18 protein-coding genes are annotated in these 16010 nt (G+C 65.4%); 9 read left to right on the forward strand and 9 right to left on the reverse strand.

What is annotated here, in order from left to right; genetic code table 11:
* Positions 1 to 195 precede the first annotated feature (195 nt).
* Together JQ572_RS25110 and JQ572_RS25115 are read right to left on the reverse strand one after the other, a co-directional pair.
* A complete protein-coding gene (locus JQ572_RS25110) occupies positions 196 to 444 on the reverse strand; it encodes a hypothetical protein (protein WP_106950964.1) in 249 nt (82 codons plus the stop codon).
* 10 nt (positions 445 to 454) lie between these two features.
* Complete coding sequence (locus tag JQ572_RS25115) at positions 455 to 664, reverse strand: hypothetical protein (RefSeq protein ID WP_211385508.1); 210 nt, start codon at positions 662 to 664, stop codon at positions 455 to 457.
* On the opposite strand from JQ572_RS25115, the gene JQ572_RS25120 reads away from it, so the two are divergent.
* Entirely contained in the window at positions 654 to 1115 is a 462-nt protein-coding gene (locus JQ572_RS25120) for a cupin domain-containing protein (protein WP_211385509.1), read from the forward strand. The two genes, JQ572_RS25115 and JQ572_RS25120, sit on opposite strands and share 11 nt — an antisense overlap.
* Before the next feature lie 56 nt (positions 1116 to 1171).
* Here JQ572_RS25120 and JQ572_RS25125 read toward each other — a convergent pair whose 3' ends face one another.
* A complete protein-coding gene (locus tag JQ572_RS25125) occupies positions 1172 to 2131 on the reverse strand; it encodes an alpha/beta hydrolase (protein WP_211385510.1) in 960 nt (319 codons plus the stop codon).
* Positions 2132 to 2248: 117 nt separating this feature from the next.
* Between JQ572_RS25125 and JQ572_RS25130 the strand changes: the two genes are divergently transcribed.
* Positions 2249 to 2926: a nitroreductase gene (locus JQ572_RS25130; RefSeq protein ID WP_211385511.1), complete on the forward strand. Its 678-nt coding sequence runs from the start codon at positions 2249 to 2251 to the stop codon at positions 2924 to 2926.
* Positions 2927 to 3057: 131 nt separating this feature from the next.
* A complete protein-coding gene (locus JQ572_RS25135) occupies positions 3058 to 3261 on the forward strand; it encodes a hypothetical protein (RefSeq protein ID WP_211385512.1) in 204 nt (67 codons plus the stop codon).
* A gap of 97 nt (positions 3262 to 3358) precedes the next feature.
* Here JQ572_RS25135 and JQ572_RS25140 read toward each other — a convergent pair whose 3' ends face one another.
* From JQ572_RS25140 to JQ572_RS25150, 3 genes are read right to left on the reverse strand one after another with little or no spacing between them, the layout of a single operon-like run.
* Positions 3359 to 4480, reverse strand: a complete 1122-nt coding sequence (locus JQ572_RS25140; protein ID WP_211385513.1) for an HD-GYP domain-containing protein — start codon at positions 4478 to 4480, stop codon at positions 3359 to 3361.
* A 51-nt stretch (positions 4481 to 4531) separates the two neighbouring features.
* On the reverse strand, positions 4532 to 4864 hold the full coding sequence (locus tag JQ572_RS25145; protein ID WP_211385514.1) for a PilZ domain-containing protein: 333 nt from the start codon (positions 4862 to 4864) through the stop codon (positions 4532 to 4534).
* On the reverse strand, positions 4861 to 5967 hold the full coding sequence (locus JQ572_RS25150; protein ID WP_211385515.1) for a DUF2336 domain-containing protein: 1107 nt from the start codon (positions 5965 to 5967) through the stop codon (positions 4861 to 4863). Before JQ572_RS25150 ends, JQ572_RS25145 begins: the two co-directional genes overlap by 4 nt.
* Before the next feature lie 302 nt (positions 5968 to 6269).
* On the opposite strand from JQ572_RS25150, the gene JQ572_RS25155 reads away from it, so the two are divergent.
* Positions 6270 to 7217, forward strand: a complete 948-nt coding sequence (locus JQ572_RS25155; protein ID WP_211385516.1) for an AraC family transcriptional regulator — start codon at positions 6270 to 6272, stop codon at positions 7215 to 7217.
* 49 nt (positions 7218 to 7266) lie between these two features.
* Positions 7267 to 7857 (forward strand): NADPH-dependent FMN reductase, encoded by a 591-nt coding sequence (locus tag JQ572_RS25160; protein ID WP_211385517.1) that lies wholly within the window; start codon positions 7267 to 7269, stop codon positions 7855 to 7857.
* 5 nt (positions 7858 to 7862) lie between these two features.
* Here the strand turns inward: JQ572_RS25160 and JQ572_RS25165 are convergent, their stop codons facing one another.
* On the reverse strand, positions 7863 to 9944 hold the full coding sequence (locus JQ572_RS25165) for a methyl-accepting chemotaxis protein (protein ID WP_211385518.1): 2082 nt from the start codon (positions 9942 to 9944) through the stop codon (positions 7863 to 7865).
* Positions 9945 to 10043: 99 nt separating this feature from the next.
* Positions 10044 to 10484, reverse strand: a complete 441-nt coding sequence (locus tag JQ572_RS25170; RefSeq protein WP_211385519.1) for a DUF1810 domain-containing protein — start codon at positions 10482 to 10484, stop codon at positions 10044 to 10046.
* A gap of 241 nt (positions 10485 to 10725) precedes the next feature.
* Between JQ572_RS25170 and JQ572_RS25175 the strand changes: the two genes are divergently transcribed.
* On the forward strand, positions 10726 to 11676 hold the full coding sequence (locus tag JQ572_RS25175; RefSeq protein ID WP_211385807.1) for a DUF2778 domain-containing protein: 951 nt from the start codon (positions 10726 to 10728) through the stop codon (positions 11674 to 11676).
* Between the two features lie 80 nt (positions 11677 to 11756).
* Positions 11757 to 12014, forward strand: a complete 258-nt coding sequence (locus JQ572_RS25180; RefSeq protein ID WP_211385520.1) for a hypothetical protein — start codon at positions 11757 to 11759, stop codon at positions 12012 to 12014.
* Positions 12015 to 12119: 105 nt separating this feature from the next.
* Here the strand turns inward: JQ572_RS25180 and JQ572_RS25185 are convergent, their stop codons facing one another.
* Entirely contained in the window at positions 12120 to 13976 is a 1857-nt protein-coding gene (locus JQ572_RS25185) for a tannase/feruloyl esterase family alpha/beta hydrolase (protein WP_211385521.1), read from the reverse strand.
* A gap of 485 nt (positions 13977 to 14461) precedes the next feature.
* Here JQ572_RS25185 and JQ572_RS25190 point away from each other — a divergent pair, with 485 nt between their 5' ends.
* Both JQ572_RS25190 and minC read left to right on the forward strand, forming a co-directional pair.
* Positions 14462 to 15016, forward strand: a complete 555-nt coding sequence (locus tag JQ572_RS25190) for a MarR family winged helix-turn-helix transcriptional regulator (RefSeq protein WP_211385522.1) — start codon at positions 14462 to 14464, stop codon at positions 15014 to 15016.
* A 285-nt stretch (positions 15017 to 15301) separates the two neighbouring features.
* Complete coding sequence (gene minC / locus JQ572_RS25195) at positions 15302 to 16000, forward strand: septum site-determining protein MinC (protein ID WP_211385523.1); 699 nt, start codon at positions 15302 to 15304, stop codon at positions 15998 to 16000.
* The last annotated feature ends 10 nt before the right edge of the window (positions 16001 to 16010 follow it).

Raw genomic sequence — 16010 nt, forward strand, 5'->3', positions numbered from 1 at the left:
GAGCCTGCCAAAAGCGGGCGTATCGAACCATGCAGGCCGAGTTCATTCGGCAACCTCCCGCTGTCATATGCGATAGCCCTGGAGTGATGGGGGACTCTCCGCGAGTCCAACTCTCACAGTGATCGCGGAAGCGGCCCCTCACCCCGACCCTCTCCCCGCAAGGGCGGGGCGAGGGAGCAAGGCAACGTGGCCCCCTTACGCGCCCATCTCGCACTTCTTCATGAAGCTGTTCTTGGCGGCGCCGGCGAGCGGCTTGCCATCGGCGCTGACCGCCTTGGGCGTGCAGGCGTCCGCCTTGCATTTCTTCATGAACGACGTCTTCGCCGCGCCCGCGAGCGCCTTGCCGTCCTTGCCGACCGCCTTGCTCTCGCAAGTGTCGTCCGCAAAAGCCGAGCCCGCTGCAAAGGTGGCAACGATCGCCGCCAGGAAAATCCGCTTCATCATGGGTGTCTCCCTAAACCAAAAATATGGCGGATGGATTGGAGCCGTGAATCGTGGCGCAATCAAGCAGGATGAGCGCCTGCCCATCTGCTCCGTTGCAGATTTTTGAGTGCCCGGTCGACAAAAATCCCTCTGCTTGCTGCACCGCGCGCAGACCGGGCTGCGCAATCCTGCTAGCGTCGGCCCAGCCGAGCTGGAAACGGAGCATCGTGATGGACGCCATGACCCTGAACGTGCCGGAGACCGCCGATCAGCATTCCCACCTCGTGCAGCCTCAGACCATGGCGTGGCAGAAGACGCGCTTCCCGGGCTGCGAAGCTAAGACGCTGCTGTTTGATCGCGGCACCGGATTGATGACAGCCCTGATGCGGTTTGCGCCGGGCGCGGTGCTGCCCGATCACGAGCATGTCGGTATCGAGCAGAGCTATGTGCTGGAAGGCGCGCTGGTTGACAAGGAAGGTCCGGCCAAGGGCCTTGCCTGCAAGGCCGGCGAGTTCATCTGGCGCGACGCGGGCAGCCGCCACGCCGCCTGGTGTCCGGAGGGGGCCTTGATCCTTGCGGTCTTCCAGGTGCCGAACAAGTTCTTTGAAGCCGATGGCCGCGTCGTCGATGCCGCCGGTCAGGATTGGGACGAGGCCTGGGGGCACACCGGGGCGCAGCGGGCCAAGACTTAACAACAAGACTTAACAACAAGACTTAACAACAAGACGTAACAAGAGGTAAGCCGGTTCTAGGCCCCCCGTGCGAGCAGCGCCTTGAAGTCGGCGCGCGCACGCTGCGCCTCGGCGCGCGCCACTTCCGATGCATCGCCAAGGCCGAAATAGCCATGGATCAGGCCGGGGCCTTCATGGTGCTTGACGCGGACGCCGGCCGCCTCCAGCGCCCTTGCGTAGGCGGCGCCCTCGTCGCGCAGCGGATCGAACCAGGCGGTGGTCAGAATCGCGGGCGCGACGCCGGCGAGCTCGGCGCGCAGCGGCGAGACCCGCCAGTCGGTGGCGTGAGCGGGATCGGCGAGATAGTGTCCGCAAAACCATTCCATCGTGGCACGCGTGAGAAAGTAACCGTCGGCATTCTCGCTGCGTGACGGAAAGCGGGCATTCTGGCCCGCGTCCGCATAGCTGCCGACAGCGTCGGTCACGGGATAGACCAGGAGTTGTGCGGCAAGCCTGATGCCGGCGTCGCGGCAGGCGATCGCGGTGGTGGCTGCGAGATTACCGCCGGCGCTGTCGCCGGCAACGCCGAGGCGCTTTGCATCGCCGCCAAATTCCGCGACGCGGTTGAAGATGTCTTTCGTTGCGGCAAAGGCGTCCTCGAAGGCGCCGGGAAAGGGTGTCTCCGGCGGACGGCGATAGTCGACGGAGACGACGACGGCGCCGGTCTCAATCGCGAGGTTGCGGGCCTGCCGGTCGTGGGTTTCGAGATCGCCCGCGACCCAGCCGCCGCCATGGAAGAACACCACGGTCGGCGCGGGCGTGGTGCCGATCCGGTAGACGCGCGCATCGAGCGGCCCGGCGCCGCCTTTCACCTTGATGTCCGCGACGGTGTCGACGGGGGGCGGCGCTATGGCCGCGCGCGCGGCAGCCAGTGCGCGCAAGGAATCGCGCGCGCTCTGTGGCGTCATCGCCGCGGGATCACGCAGCGGCAGCAGCGGAATGATCTGGGCGATGACGGGATCGAGCGGTGCGGCCATGATTGGCTCCTCACGGGGTTCTTGGTCTTGCTTGCGGGTTAGCATAGATTTTGCGCGTCGCATCGGCAACCGCTCGCGTGTTGCCATGCCGGACGAAAGGGCAGGGAGGTCGAACAGGTGGAATTCGAGACGCTGGTGCAGTCGCGCCGCAGTGTGCGCGGTTTCAGGAACGAGCCGGTACCGCGCGCGGTGATCGAGGCGATCATCGAGAGCGCCAAGCGTGCGCCCTCGTCGATGAACACCCAGCCCTGGCACGTCCATGTGCTCACGGGCAGCCCGCTGGAACAGCTGCGCCGCCGCAACATGGAGGAGATGATCGGCGGGGCCAAGGTCAAGCGCGACATCGTCAGCCACGGCGAATACCAGGGCGTGCACCGGACGCGGCAGGTCGACATCGCCAAGAAACTGTTCGGCGCGATGGGGATCGCGCGCGACGACAAGCCGATGCGGCAGGACTGGGTGCTGCGCGGCTTCCGCCAGTTCGACGCACCGGTCTCCCTGGTGCTGACCTATGACCGCGTGCTCGATCCCGGCGCGGTCTGCCATTTCGATCTCGGCGCGCTTTGCTACGGCATCGTGCTCGCGGCCTGGGACCGCGGTCTCGGTTCGGTGATCAACGGGCAGGGCATCATGCGTTCCGACATCGTGCGCGAGGTCGCCGGTATTCCGGAGGAGGAGGTGATCATGACCTGCGTCGCGATGGGCTATCCCGACGACGGCTTTGCCGCGAACGCCGTCCGCTCGGATCGCGAGGGCAACGACGATTTCGTTCGCTACGTCGGCTTTGCCGATTAGCACGACGCGAAGCAGATTATTCTCTCAACGATATTTTTGCTGCGGACTCCTCACACCCTCTTGCAATCTCGATCGTGCGGGAGGAACAATATGCAGACTGAGAGGTTTGTTGCTGGCGCGAGGGAATTGACATGCGGCGGCTGGCTAGCCTGGTGCGACGGTTCTTCGGTCCGCGAGTGCGGCACCCGATCGATGATGATCCAAGTCTTCCGTTCACGGCCGAAGAGTTGAGCAGGCTCATCCGCAGCGGCAGACGCGAGGACATGAAGCTGCTTGCGGAAGGGCTGGCCTGCCGCTCCATTCCGCACCGCGCCAAATACCGGGCCACGCACTAGGTTCGTGCTTCGACGCGTTTTTCTTACGCGAACCGGTATCCGCTTCTTCCGCCTCGCTCGAAAACGCCATGAGCCATTAGCGACAGGTTTGATGGGCTCACCGCGTGAGCGCGACCTGCTTGAACGAGGCGACCAGAGCCTTCTCCAGCTTTCCATTCATTCCGCAGAGAATGTTGTAGGCCTCCGGGCGCGGCATCGTCGGCTTGTAATGCCTGTGCTCGATCAGGGCCGCGAAGATGTCCGAGATCGTCAGGATGCGCACGATATCGCCGATGCTGTCGGCGCACAGCGCATCCGGATACCCGCTGCCGTCGAGAAATTCGTGATGATGCCGCACGGCGTCGAGGATCTCCGGCGAGATATTGTCGTGGCCTTTCAGAAAATCGTAACCCGCCGCCGGGTGAGTCGCGATGATGGCACGTTCCTCCGGCTCGAGACGGCCGGGCTTGTCGAGGATGGCAAGCGGGATCCGGGCCTTGCCGATGTCGTGGAACATGGCCGCCGTATACAAGCGCTCCAGATCGAGCCTGCCGACGCCGAGGCTCAAGCCGAAGTCGATGGCGACGCCGGTGACGAGCAGGCAATGCTGATAGGTTCCCTCGTGATGGCGCCGCACCGTCGCGAGCCATTCCGACAGGCCATGCTGGGTGATGCGATCGGCGATCTGGCGGCCGGCTTTCCTGGCGCCGTCGACGTCGACCGGCTGCCCCAACGTCACCGAGGTGAACATCGAGGCGATGGCGGTCGCCGCGGTCTCGACGGCGTTGTCTGATTGCGCGCCCTCGCTTTGCGAGGCGGACGCCGGATCTGCCCGATCGGACAGCGCCGCCAGCAATTTGCCGCGGTTGACCGGCCCGGGAAGGACGAGTGTCGCGCCGAGGGCGTAGGCCTGCGAAATGCTGATGTGAGAGGTGTGGTCGAGCAGGAAGATGCGCTTCTTCGCCTTTGCCAGCTTGCCGGCCCGCTTCTTGATGGCTGCGATAGTGTCGACGTCGCGCAGCTCTGCGCGGATGACGATGGCGAACGGCACTTGTGACAGCCTGGGATCGGCGTCCAGCCGTTCGCCCGCAACGGTGAATTTCTCTTCGACGATCGAGCACACGCCCGCCAGCTTGTCGGACGTGTCGGCCAGCACATGAACGAATGGGCGGGCCGCTTCCCGGTCTCGGATGCCGGCGTCGCGCTTGACTGGGCTTGGGAGGGTTCGCGCGTTCTGCACGGTTCGACCTGGACTTTCCTGGAGTTCAATTCGTGGGAGGAATTCCCCAGCCTATTTGCTCTGAACCGAGCTTTGCGCTGCCGCCGCCGGTCCCCCTGCCGGTTTCTTCCTGTCGTCCGCGGTGATGAAGCGCACGCCGGCCGTGGTGCCGTCGATCCAGACCAGTTCGCAGCGCCGGTAGGCGAGCCCGGTCGACGACAGCAGCAGGAAGAATTCCTTGGCCTGGAGCACGTCGAGCGTGCCCTCGACCTCGACCTTGGCGCCGCTTTGCGAGATGTCGAGCAGAACGCAAGCGCGTCGCCACGTGCCGTCCGAGCCCATCAGATTGACGGGCTGCTTGTGGTCCATTTTCACGCGCAGCGCTTTGCGGCCATCGAACCTCATCGGCTAGCTCCCATTTTCGCGCGGCGATTTCCCGGATCGCTCGTGTTGGCGCTTGCTGCGATTTCGCCCCATCGCACCGTCCATTGGCTGGTGGATAGAAGCAGCGTCTCGAAGATCAGTTGCGCGCGTTCGCGCTGGGCATAGGAGAGCCTTGCCCCGCTGCGGTTGCTCAGGATGGCAAGCGTGGTCTGCCAGTTCAGCCGCGAGGCCCGGCAGGCCATGACCAGGCCCTCGCAATCGTCGTCGGCCATGACGTGCTCGACGATTTCGAGCGGCGCCCCCGAAAGTACCGACAGCGCCGTGAACAAATTGGCCGTCTCGCCGCGGATCGCAAACCGGTTCACCGTGGAATCGTTCAGCTTGCCGATGCGGTTGAGGGCGACGATCTCGGGCCTTGCGCTGGCGTAGTCGGCCCGGCAAGGCTGCTTCGGCGGAGCCGGCTCGGCGTCCTGCGCCGGCGACGCGGAGGATGGGTTGGGCGTGGCCGGGGCCTTGCGGCCTGGCGAGGCGGAGAGCAGCTTGCGTACGACCGGGTCGGGCGTGCCGGGCCGGAGCGCCAGCGCCTTCGCGATCTCGCCATCCTGGTCGGCCCTGGCAATCAGCGCGGCATAGGCTGCCTCGGAGAATTGGGTCCCCGGGTTTCTGATCAGGTCAAGGCAGATCGGGCCGCCGTGCCTGATCAGCGCCTCGGTCACGGCCGGCGCGATGTCGCTGCGCGCGGCGATCGCACGTCGATGCCGCTCGCCGCAGCCGTCGGCCACAGCCTCGAGATCGGCTGCGGAAAGTGCCTGCGATTTCAGCAGCACGGGGCATGCGACGTCGGGATCGTCGTGCAAGGCGAGGCGCCGCAATGTTTCCGGAGGTGCCACAGTAAGCTCGGCGAGCGCCGTGCTGAGCCGCACCAGTGCGCTGGCCTCGACCCGCTCGGTCAATCGGAGCAGAACACCGTCGATCACGTTGGCGAGCAATTCCCGGGATTGGTCGCGGCTGCCAGTGAGCAACTGCACCATGCCGGAGAGTATGCGTCCGCAACGGTCCGGCGGGCAGGTTGCGACCGCCTTTTCCAGGTCAGCGAGAATATCAGCAGGCGAATTTGCCATCATGGCAGGGGGCCTGACTTATAATTAATTTGGACTATCGAACAGCGCCTATTCCACCCAACAGACATTAATTTGAAATTTGGATTGTGCTGGTCCGGGTATAAAATCACCGGTGGCACGCGGGAAACGCTATCGAAATTTGGCGAGATTTGACGCGCCGCCTTGTCCTCGGACTTCGAGGCTCGCCAACTGGTCGGTACGGGTTAAAGTGATTCCTTCGGTTTCAGGGGACACCGCAGAGGGGGAAACCGGACCGGCATCGTCGCCGGACGTGCGTTTTTTGCGACGCGAAGTTTCACATTGCCATGAACAGAAGTGATGACGCGCCAGCGTTGGCGCCAAAGGTATTTCGTTTCTCCGACGTCGATGAATTTCGAAATGCCATACGGGGCCTGGATTTCGAGTTCACCCCGTTCGTGCGGAAGATTTCGGCAGAGCAGACCATTCTGTCGTTGCCCGGCTGCGACGTGAATTTGACGCGGGCATTTCCGCGGGTCGTCGATGCACAGCTGGTCGAGAATTGCACCGCGATCGGATTCACGATGGACGACCTCGACGTGCCGGTCCGGTTCAACGGTACGCAGCGTGCGCGGCCCGTCGTCGTCATCGGCAGCGGCGGCGCCGCTTACACCACCATCGAGGAAGTGCAACGGCAAATCGCCTCGGTGGTGTTCAGGCCGGAAGTGACCGATCGCGGCTGGCCACGGGCGGCCCTCAGCTTCAAGATCTTCGAAACGACCGCCGCGGGCTTGAACCGGCTCCGTGGTGTGGTTCGGGAGGTGCTGGCCGCCGCGTCGGAGCCGGTCGACGGGCCAGACGTGCCGTTGAAGGCGGCCGCCATGAAGGAGACCCTGCTCGGCGCCGTCGACGACATTTTTCAAAGCGTCGTGCCCGCGCGATGGACCCTGCGCCCCAATGACGAGCGGAACTTCAAGATCTTTCAGGACATCCGCGCGCTTCTCTCCGACGACCTCTCGCAGCCCATCTACAGCGAGGAGATCGCGCGCAAGCTCGGCCTGTCCGTCCGCACCTTGCATGACGTCGTCCGGCGCTATCGCGGCATGAGCCTGCACCGTTACTTGCGCCTGCGCCGGCTGTGGCTGGTGCGCCGGCGGCTGCTCGCCGGTGCCGACAGCGTCAAGGCCGTCGCGCTGGCGTTCGGTTTCTGGCATCTCAGCGACTTCTCCGGAAGCTATCGCGACCAGTTCGGCGAGACACCGTCGCAAACGCTCGAGCGCGGACGGCGAGCTTAGCGCGTCAAAACGTCGAGTCCGGTTTCCTGACTCGTGCTAGACTGCCGCCATGAGCAATCGCATCCTCGTCCTCTACGGTTCCTACCGTTCCGACCGCATGGGCATTCGCCTTGCGAATTTCGTCATCGATCGCCTGCGCCAGCGCGGCGAGGATGTCGAGTTCATCGACGCCAAGGCGATCGGCCTGCCGATGCTCGACCGCATGTACAAGGAATATCCCAAGGGGGCCGCGCCCGAGTCGCTGGAGAAGCTGGCCGGACAGATCCGCGGCGCGGACGGGTTCGTCTTCGTCACCGGCGAGTACAATTGGGGCATCCAGCCCGGCCTGAAGAACCTCACCGATCATTTCCTGGAGGAGTGGTTCTGGCGGCCGGCCGCGATCGTCAGCTACTCGGCCGGCCGGCTGTCCGGCGCGCGCGCTTCGACCGCCTGGCACGGCACGTTGTCGGAGATGGGCATGGTGGTGGTGTCGAGCACGATCGGCGTCGGCCCGATCGCGCAGACATTGTCGGAAGCGAGCGAGCCGATCGGCGAGGGCGGCAAGGCGCTCGAGCGCTCGTTCCCGCGCTTTGCCGATGATCTTGCGTGGTGGATCGAGGCCGCCAAGGCCCAGCGGGCGCGCAAGGCGCCGCCGTACTGACCCGCCTAAGCCGCCCTGACTTCGCCGAGGAAGCGGTCGAACTGGCCGGCGAGGTCGCGCGATTGGGTCGAGAGCTGCTCGGCCGCGCCCAGCACCTCCCGCGCGGCAGCTCCCGTGTCGTCGGCGGCGCGCTGCACCCCCGATATGTTGGTGTTGACCTCCTGGGTGCCGCGCGCGGCCTCCTGGACGCTGCGTGAAATCTCCTTGGTCGCCGAGCCCTGTTGCTCGATCGCAGCCGCGATCGCGGTGCCGATCTGGTCGATCTCGCCGATGACGTCGGCGACGTTGCGGATCGCGGTCACGGTCTCGTCGCTCGCGGCCTGGATCGCCGAAATCTGCTCGGATATCTCGGTGGTGGCCTTGGCGGTCTGGCCCGCCAGCGACTTCACTTCGGAAGCAACCACCGCAAAGCCGCGGCCAGCGTCGCCTGCGCGGGCGGCTTCGATCGTGGCATTGAGAGCGAGAAGATTGGTCTGCTCGGCAATGCTCTGGATCAGCGTGACGACGTCGCCGATCCTCTGCGCGCCCTCGGCGAGCGCGCGCGCGGTGTCGCCGGTGCGGCGGGCATTGTCGACGGCGCGGGCCGCGATTTCTGTGCTTTGTGCGACCTGACGGCCGATCTCGGAGATCGAGGAGGTCAGCTCCTCGGTGGCGCTGGCGACGGTCTGCACGTTGGTCGAGGTCTGCTCGGAGGCGGCCGCGACGATTGCGGCCTGGCTGTTGGTCTGGGCCGCCGTCGTCGTCATCGACTGCGCCGTGCTCTCCATCGTGGAGGAGGCTTGCGACAGTCCGCCGACGAGTTCGGTGACCTTGGCTTCGAACGCGCGGGTGAGCCCGTCGAGGGCCTGGGCGCGCCGCATCTTGCCGTCGTTCTCGGCCTGCTTCTCGGCCGCGAGACGGTCGGCCCGGATCATGTTGTCCTTGAACACCTGGACGGCCGCGGCCATCGCGCCGATCTCGTCGGAGCGCTCGGCGCCGGGGATCGTTTCGGCAACCTCGCCATCGGCCAGCCGCGACATCCGGGTCGTCAGGCTGACGATCGGGGCGCAGACGCGGCGGCGGACCATCATGATGAGGCCGGCGCTGGCGATCAGCACGGCGAGCAGACCCGCGAGTGCGATCGTGAAGCTGGTGTGGGCGGCCGAGGAGGCGCCGGCGAGGACAAGCTCGGCATTGTCGTAGAATGCGTCGCGGACCTCGATGATGGTGCTGAGGCCGCGCTGCGTGGCGGCGTAATAGGTGTCCATGTCGTGTTCGTACTTGCCGCTGACCGCACCGTCCTTCACCAGCTTGAGCTCGCGGCCGAACTCCTCGATATAGATCGCGTTGAACTTCTCCAGTGCAGCGGCGACGTTCGCCGGCGTTGTGGAGTTGCCGCGCAACTCCAGCAGCGCCATCACGATCTGATCGTTGCGGCCCTGCGAGCGGCTGATCTCGGCCTTCTCGGTGTCAGTCGCCGGTTTCTTGCCCCCGACCAGATTCTTGTGCAGGCTTGAGTTGAAGCCGCCCACGTCGCGCAACGTCATCGCGATGTTGGCGTAGCTGGCCTGCCGGTAGGCATCGCCGTTGAGGATCGCCATGCGGCGGACCTGCTCGTTGAGCAGCGCGGTCACGCTAGCGTTGAGCACGGCGTTGTCGCCGACGATCTTCTTGACCGCGTCCTTGCGCGCCTCCACGGGTCCCGCCATCGCCTTGTCGATGGCCTCGCGCAGCGCGGTGAACTTCGAATTGATGGCGTCGATGTTGGCGCCGATGGCGTTGCCGTCGTCGAACGGGCCGGGCAGGTCCTTGCGCAGCGCATTCATCCTGTCGCGCGCGCCGTCGGTCTGCTTGCGCAGCTTGTCATGCTCGGCGAGCTGCGCCGGGTCGGCCGTCGCGGGGCCATAGAGGATGTTGGTGGCAAAGCCGCGCTCGGGGTTGAGGTAGCGCGGGATGTCGCTGGCGGCGCGGACGATCGCGAGCCGCCCCTGGGCTTCGGTGATCCGCTCCATCGTCTGGTATTTCGTCACGGCGACGTAGACGGCGAGGCCTCCGCCCACGGTCGAGAGCGAGACGATGGCGGTGGTCAGGAGCGTACCGATTTTCATGATCTGTCCGGCAATTGGCGCGGGGAGAATTATTTTGCTCGGACGATAGGCAGGCGATGTTAATCCCGGGTTTACGCTGGTGGCCGTCGGCGGCTGCGATCACTTGGCCTTTCGGTCAAGGGCAGCGAGGAGATCGAGCGTTGCTTGGTCGGGCTCGCCCGAAAAATATCGGGCGAGCGCCTCGTCGAAAACGGGCTGATCGGACACCGCGCCGAACAGCGTCATCGAGGAGCGGAATTTGGCGTCATCGGGCGCGCCGAGGATCGCGTTGATGGTCCGGCCCTCGACGGCGAGCACGAGGCGGGTGCATTCGATCAGGCGCGGACCGAGCACGGGGTGGGCGAGGTAGGCCTTGGCTTCGGCGCGGGAGGCGATGGCGTAGCGCTGCGACATGGCGCTGAAGCCGAGGCCGGCGAGCTGCGGGAAGACGAACCACATCCAGTGGCTCTGCTTCCGGCCCCGGGTCAGCTCGCCCTGGACATCGCGATAGACCGGGTCCTGGGCCCGGACAAAGCGTTTGAGATCGAAAGCATCGGTCATTAGATACCTTGCGGGATGCGTTGGGACGCTTGGGATGCCTTGAGATGGCTTGGAATGCCTTTGGGCTGCCGTTTCGGCCGCGATTATGCCTAACTTTTGGCTCCCAATGTGGTAGCTGGTATAGAGTCTCCGGGTGGGGGTGGGTCCCCCGGGGGTCGATTTTGGGGATCTGATGGTTTCCGACGCCGCACAAGCCGAGAGGCTGTTGTCGCGCCGCCGTATCGGGCGGGCCGAGACGATTTTGCTGTCTCTGGCCGCTGTTGCGCTGGCGCTGGGCGCGGCTGCCTGGTTCGCGGATATCGGCGATTCGACCCCGCTCGTCTCTGCCGCGCTGCCGCCGACCAATGCTCCCTCGTTCGAGGACCGTTTCGCCTCCGCATCCGGCGGCCCGCCGGCTCGCGAGTTCGGCCTGCGGACGCTGGAGCGCTCCGCTCTGAGCGCGGTCCAGCTCAAGCTGCGCGATGCCAAGGCGATGCTGGCCCAGAAACTCCAGGGCGACGACTGGCGCTCGACCCTGACCGATGGTGACCGGTCCGCAGTTGACGAGAGGCGACCGTCGCAACACGCCGACGCCGTCCCGATGCCGCGCTCGCGCCCGGCCCAGGCGGACATCTCCGCCCAGATCGCCTCCAGCCAGGCTTATGCGGAGACCAATCCCAGGGTCGACAACCGCAACTTCTTCGAAAAATTCACCGACAAGATCAGGCTGGCCTCGCTGACGCCCGACAGCGGCCTGTTCGGCAAGGCGCCGGATCTCGCCGCCCTCGGCTACGATTCGCGCACGGCGGTCTACGACATCAAGGCGAAGGCGCTCTACCTGCCGAGCGGCATCGCGCTGGAAGCGCATTCGGGCATGGGCGCGCTGATGGACGACCCCGAGCATGTCGACCAGCGCATGGTCGGTGCGACCCCGCCCGCGACCTACGACCTCAAGCCGCGCGAAAAGCTGTTCCACGGCATTCGCGCACTGCGCCTGACGCCGACCGAGGGCACCAGCGCGCTCGGCCGCGTCGGCCTGCTCACCCACAATTACATGCTGGGGCCGCGCGGCGATTCCAATGGCTGCGTCTCGATCAAGGACTATGATCGCTTCCTCAAGTCCTGGGACAATGGCGAGTTCAATCGCCTGGTCGTGGTGCCGAGCCTGAGCGGATCGGCGACCGCCTCGCAGCGCGCGAGCACCGACTCCTGACATTGGCTCCTGATATCTGCCTGCCACGGCGGGGGCTGCCGTTTTCCCTTCGTTAAGCCGTCATCGTCCAGAAGCAGCCCATGAGTGATCCCCAAAGTTCAGAGACCCCGCTGCGTACCACGTTCAAGATCAAGCTGAACGGCGACACGCTGGCGATCGCGACCGTCGGCCAGGCCTATCAATTCCTCACCAACTTCAAGTCGGTCGAGTGGATGGAATTCCGCTCTTTGCATGAAGACGCGGTCGCTGCGCTGGAAGGCGCTGCAGATAACGCCATTCTCGTGGTGCAGGCGACCAACGCCGTGCGTGCGCTGTTCGTGAGCGCCAAGCTGCTCTGAGCGGCCCGCCCTTTCCATCTCGTTCTCGATGCGCTTGCGCATGCGGCGCGCGGCAGAACCGCGCGCCGTGCTTGATGTTGGGCTCGTCAGCGAGCCTGCACGCAATTAGTGCCTGTCGTCTCCGCGGCCGTCGTCATCGTCATGGAAGTTGTGGTCGCCGCCCGGCTTGAAGCCGGGGTCGATGCAGGCAAAGTTGCCGGCGTCGTTGGTCATGCCGCTGCCCTTGTAGGCGGCGATCTTCGGATAGACGCACAGCGGCCGAGTGCCGCCGGTCGGGAAGTTCGTGGCGATCCGCGGATCGAAAATTCCGCCGGCCGGATAAGGCGATGCAGCGTTGGTGTTGGTCGCCACGATGCGTTCCGGGGCGATGTCTTTCTCGACCCAGTCCGTGATGGCCTTGAGCTCGTTCCCGGCGAAGCTCGTGGTGGCCGCGCCGCCGCCGCAATGGGCCATGTTCGGCACCATGAACAGCCGTGCGAAATCGGTCGCGCGCCCGCTCATGTGCCTGTCCATGTTGCGGTACCAGCGGGCGATGGCGGCACCGGAGAAGATGCCGTCATTGACGGAGGAGGAGATGATCAGCTTGCCGCCGTGCGCCCTGAACGGACGCAGGTCGGTCGACACCGCAGCCATGAAGTCCATCGCGCTTTCGGGGTAGGCCGCCGTCCTGGTGAAGATCTTCGGCGCATCGGTGTCGAAGTTGAAGCGGAACACGAAGGCCTCCTGGCCGTTCGGCCCGTTGACCGGCGTCACCACGGGCGGCGTCTGGAAGATCATCGGGATCGCGCCTGCGCCGAGCGTCAGGTTGATCGCGGTGTTGACGCCCGGCACCGGTGCGGTGACGACGTTCCAGAATCCCCAGCCCGCGCCGGGTGCGGTAGGCGGCGTCCAGATTCCGGCATCCCAGAACCAGTTCGAATAGAGCCGCTGTCCCTTCGAGTTGACCGGCCCGGCATAGATCTTCTTCAGCGCGTCGACTTGCGCGCCGGTCAGGCAGGTGCCGCCATGCGGCGTGCTGCCGTGCGAGCCGGTGCCGCAGGTGTAACTGGCGAGCGCCGGATACACCTTTCTGGCGGTGCAGGCGTGATAATTGTCGATGATCCCGTCAACGAGTCCATCGAGTGCGTCGCAGGCGCTCAGGATCGCGGCCGAGGCCACCTGGAGATCCTGCTGCGGAAACGTGTCGGGAATGAACGGCTGTCCGTTGATGTCGGTGCTGGTTGACAGCTTGCCGAGCACCTGCTCGTTCCAGGCCTCCGCCAGCCCGGCCTGCGGCAGGTTGAAGCCGGGATTTTGCGAAATCACGCCGTCGAACAGCCAGGGCGATCGCTGCGAGGCGACCATCGCATCACGACCGCCGTTCGAGCATCCCATGATGTAGGAATGGACGGTCTCGAAGCCGTAGAAATAGGCGATGATCTGCTTCGAGATCGTGGCGGTCTTCTCGATGCCGTTGTAGCCGTAGTCCCTGCGCGCCTGGGCGTCGATCGCGAAATGTGCCGAGCCGCCGGCATTGGCATCGTCGTCCTGATGGCCGCCGACGACGTTGTTGGCGCTGTCTTCGTGACCGCCGTCATCGGCCGCGACGGCCCAGCCCTGGCCGAGCTCGATGCCGGCGGCGCCTTGCGGGTCCGCCTGGAGGCTGCCATCGGTGCCGCCGCCGCCCATCATCTCGAAACGGCCGTGCCAGGTATTGGGCAGATTGAGCGCGAAGCCGATCCCGTAGGTGAAGTGGTCGGGGTCCTGGGTGGAGACTCGCTTGTTGATGATGCCGATCACGTTGCAATAACCCGATTTCTGGGTCGCGCTCAGGATCTGCGTGTTCGGCAATGTGAGGCCGGTCAGGGCCGTGCAGGACGAGCGCGGGGCCACGCCGCCCGGCGGCAGTCCGTGCGCGATTGCCTGCGGGCCAAGCGCCGTCCAACCGGCCACGATCGTCGAGGCGAGAAGTAATCGTTTCATGCAGTGCCCTCCCAGTTTGATGATGTTGAACTGCGCTCGTCCACGCGGCATCGCGCGGCGCCAGCCCTGAAGGCGGGCCTCGCCGCGGCTGCAAGCGATGTCGCTGTCGATTGAGATGTCGGGATCGTCGAAAGGTCGCGGAACGCCGCCATGCGGTGCAAAAGGCAACGCGCGGGCAAGGCGGCCTCTCGCCGCGATGCGCCACGGCATCCGGATCGTTGCCCATCCCTGATGCGGCACGGACGTTGCTCCCCTTGAAGCCTGCTCGAGCGATGGCAGGTTTTCCGGATCCTTAAGCGAGCGATGTTGTCGTGTCAACATGACGCAGCACGCGAGTTCGCCGTGCAACCTGTCGTAGAAGCTGTAACGCCAAGGCCGATGCCGCCCTGCTTTCCGAGCCGGGACGACTGGGCTAGACTCGTCCATCGAATCCCGGGACATCCTGGGCGGATGCCGCTGCGCCGGCGTGTGAAAGACGGTCGTCGATGGAGCGGGAAAAGGCTGGCGTCAGGAAGCGATCCGCCAAGGCAGCGCAACGCAGGGCAGCTGTCGTCAAGCCGTCGCGATCCGCGCCGCGTTCTGCCGCGCCGGCAAAGCCGGGCCGGCCAAGGCTGCTGGCGTCGGCCGATCTGTCCAATTCGCTCGGCTATCGCATCCGGCGGGCCCAGCTCTGGGTGTTCAAGGATGTCAGCCGGCGGCTCGCCGCCTTCGACATCAGTCCGGCGCAGTTCTCAGTGTTGTCGGTGATCGAGGCCAATCCGGGCGTCAACCAGCTCGCCATCGCGCAATCGCTGTCGATCGAGCGGGCGGGGCTCGGGCGGCTGGTCGATCATCTGGAGCGGCGCGGCCTGGTGCAGCGTTCGGCCTCCGCCATCAACCGTCGCTACTATGTGCTGTACCTGACGGAGAGCGGCGCCGCGCTTCTCGGCCGGCTGCGGCCCGAGATCGCCGAAAGCGAGAAGGCCCTCGCGGCCAAGATCGGGCTTGGCGCATTCAAGCAATTGCAGCGGGCGCTGTCGATCTTCCTTCAGGATGCCTGAGCCATCGTCGGCGTCCGCCGCGATCCCGTGATGTCCCTCGCAGCTTGAACTCGGCTCCAGGAACGGCGAGCTCGTCCCCGGTTTGCAGGCGCTCGATGCCGTCAGCGCGGCCTCCGTCAGCGCTTCTTCGGCTCTGCGCAGCAACGCTGGCGCGTTGCAGCGCGTCCGGGACACGAGCGGCACCAACCAGCCCACCCCCACGTAACGCCGTGGAGAAATTAACCGGCCATTAACCATATCGGCGGCATCGTTAACCATTCAATAACAGGGAACGAGTCGGCCGCTATGGAGGCTGCAGCAAAAATCCAACGCCAGATGGTGCGCCTGCGGGGGCGCTCCTATGTGGCCTTCGTGTTCGTGCCGACGGTTCCGATCCAGGACTGGCTTGCGGAAATCGACGCCACCATCGCACGCTCGCCTGGCTTCTTCGTCGGCCGGCCCGTGGTGATCGACCTGTCCTCGGTCGATCTCAGCCAGTCCGGTATCGGCCATCTGCTTACCAGCCTGCAGGACCGCAACATCCGCGTGCTCGGCATCGAGGGCGTGGAGGAGGGCCGGCTGACCCCGATGATGCCGCCGCTGCTCTCCGGCGGACGGAGCTGCGTCGTGGAACCGGCCGCGCCCAAGAAGGCTGAGGCCAAGACGGACGCCAAGCCGACCTCGCTCCTGCTCGAGAACCCCGTGCGCTCGGGCCAGACCGTGATCTTTCCGGAAGGCGACGTCACCATTCTCGGCTCCGTCGGCTCCGGCGCCGAGGTCGTCGCCGGCGGCTCCATTCACATCTACGGCGCGTTGCGCGGCCGCGCCATGGCGGGCGTGAACGGTCACACGAGCGCACGCATCTATTGCCAGAAGATCGAGGCCGAACTGCTTGCAATCGATGGGTTTTACCAGACCGCCGACGACATCGACGCCGCCCTGCGCGGCCGCCCTGCCCAGGCCTGGCTGCAGGGCAACACCATGCGAATTACCGCGCTGAACTGACCAGAAGGAG

It is taken from the genome of Bradyrhizobium sp. SZCCT0153, from assembly GCF_018129995.1.
Lineage (GTDB): Bacteria > Pseudomonadota > Alphaproteobacteria > Rhizobiales > Xanthobacteraceae > Bradyrhizobium > Bradyrhizobium japonicum_G.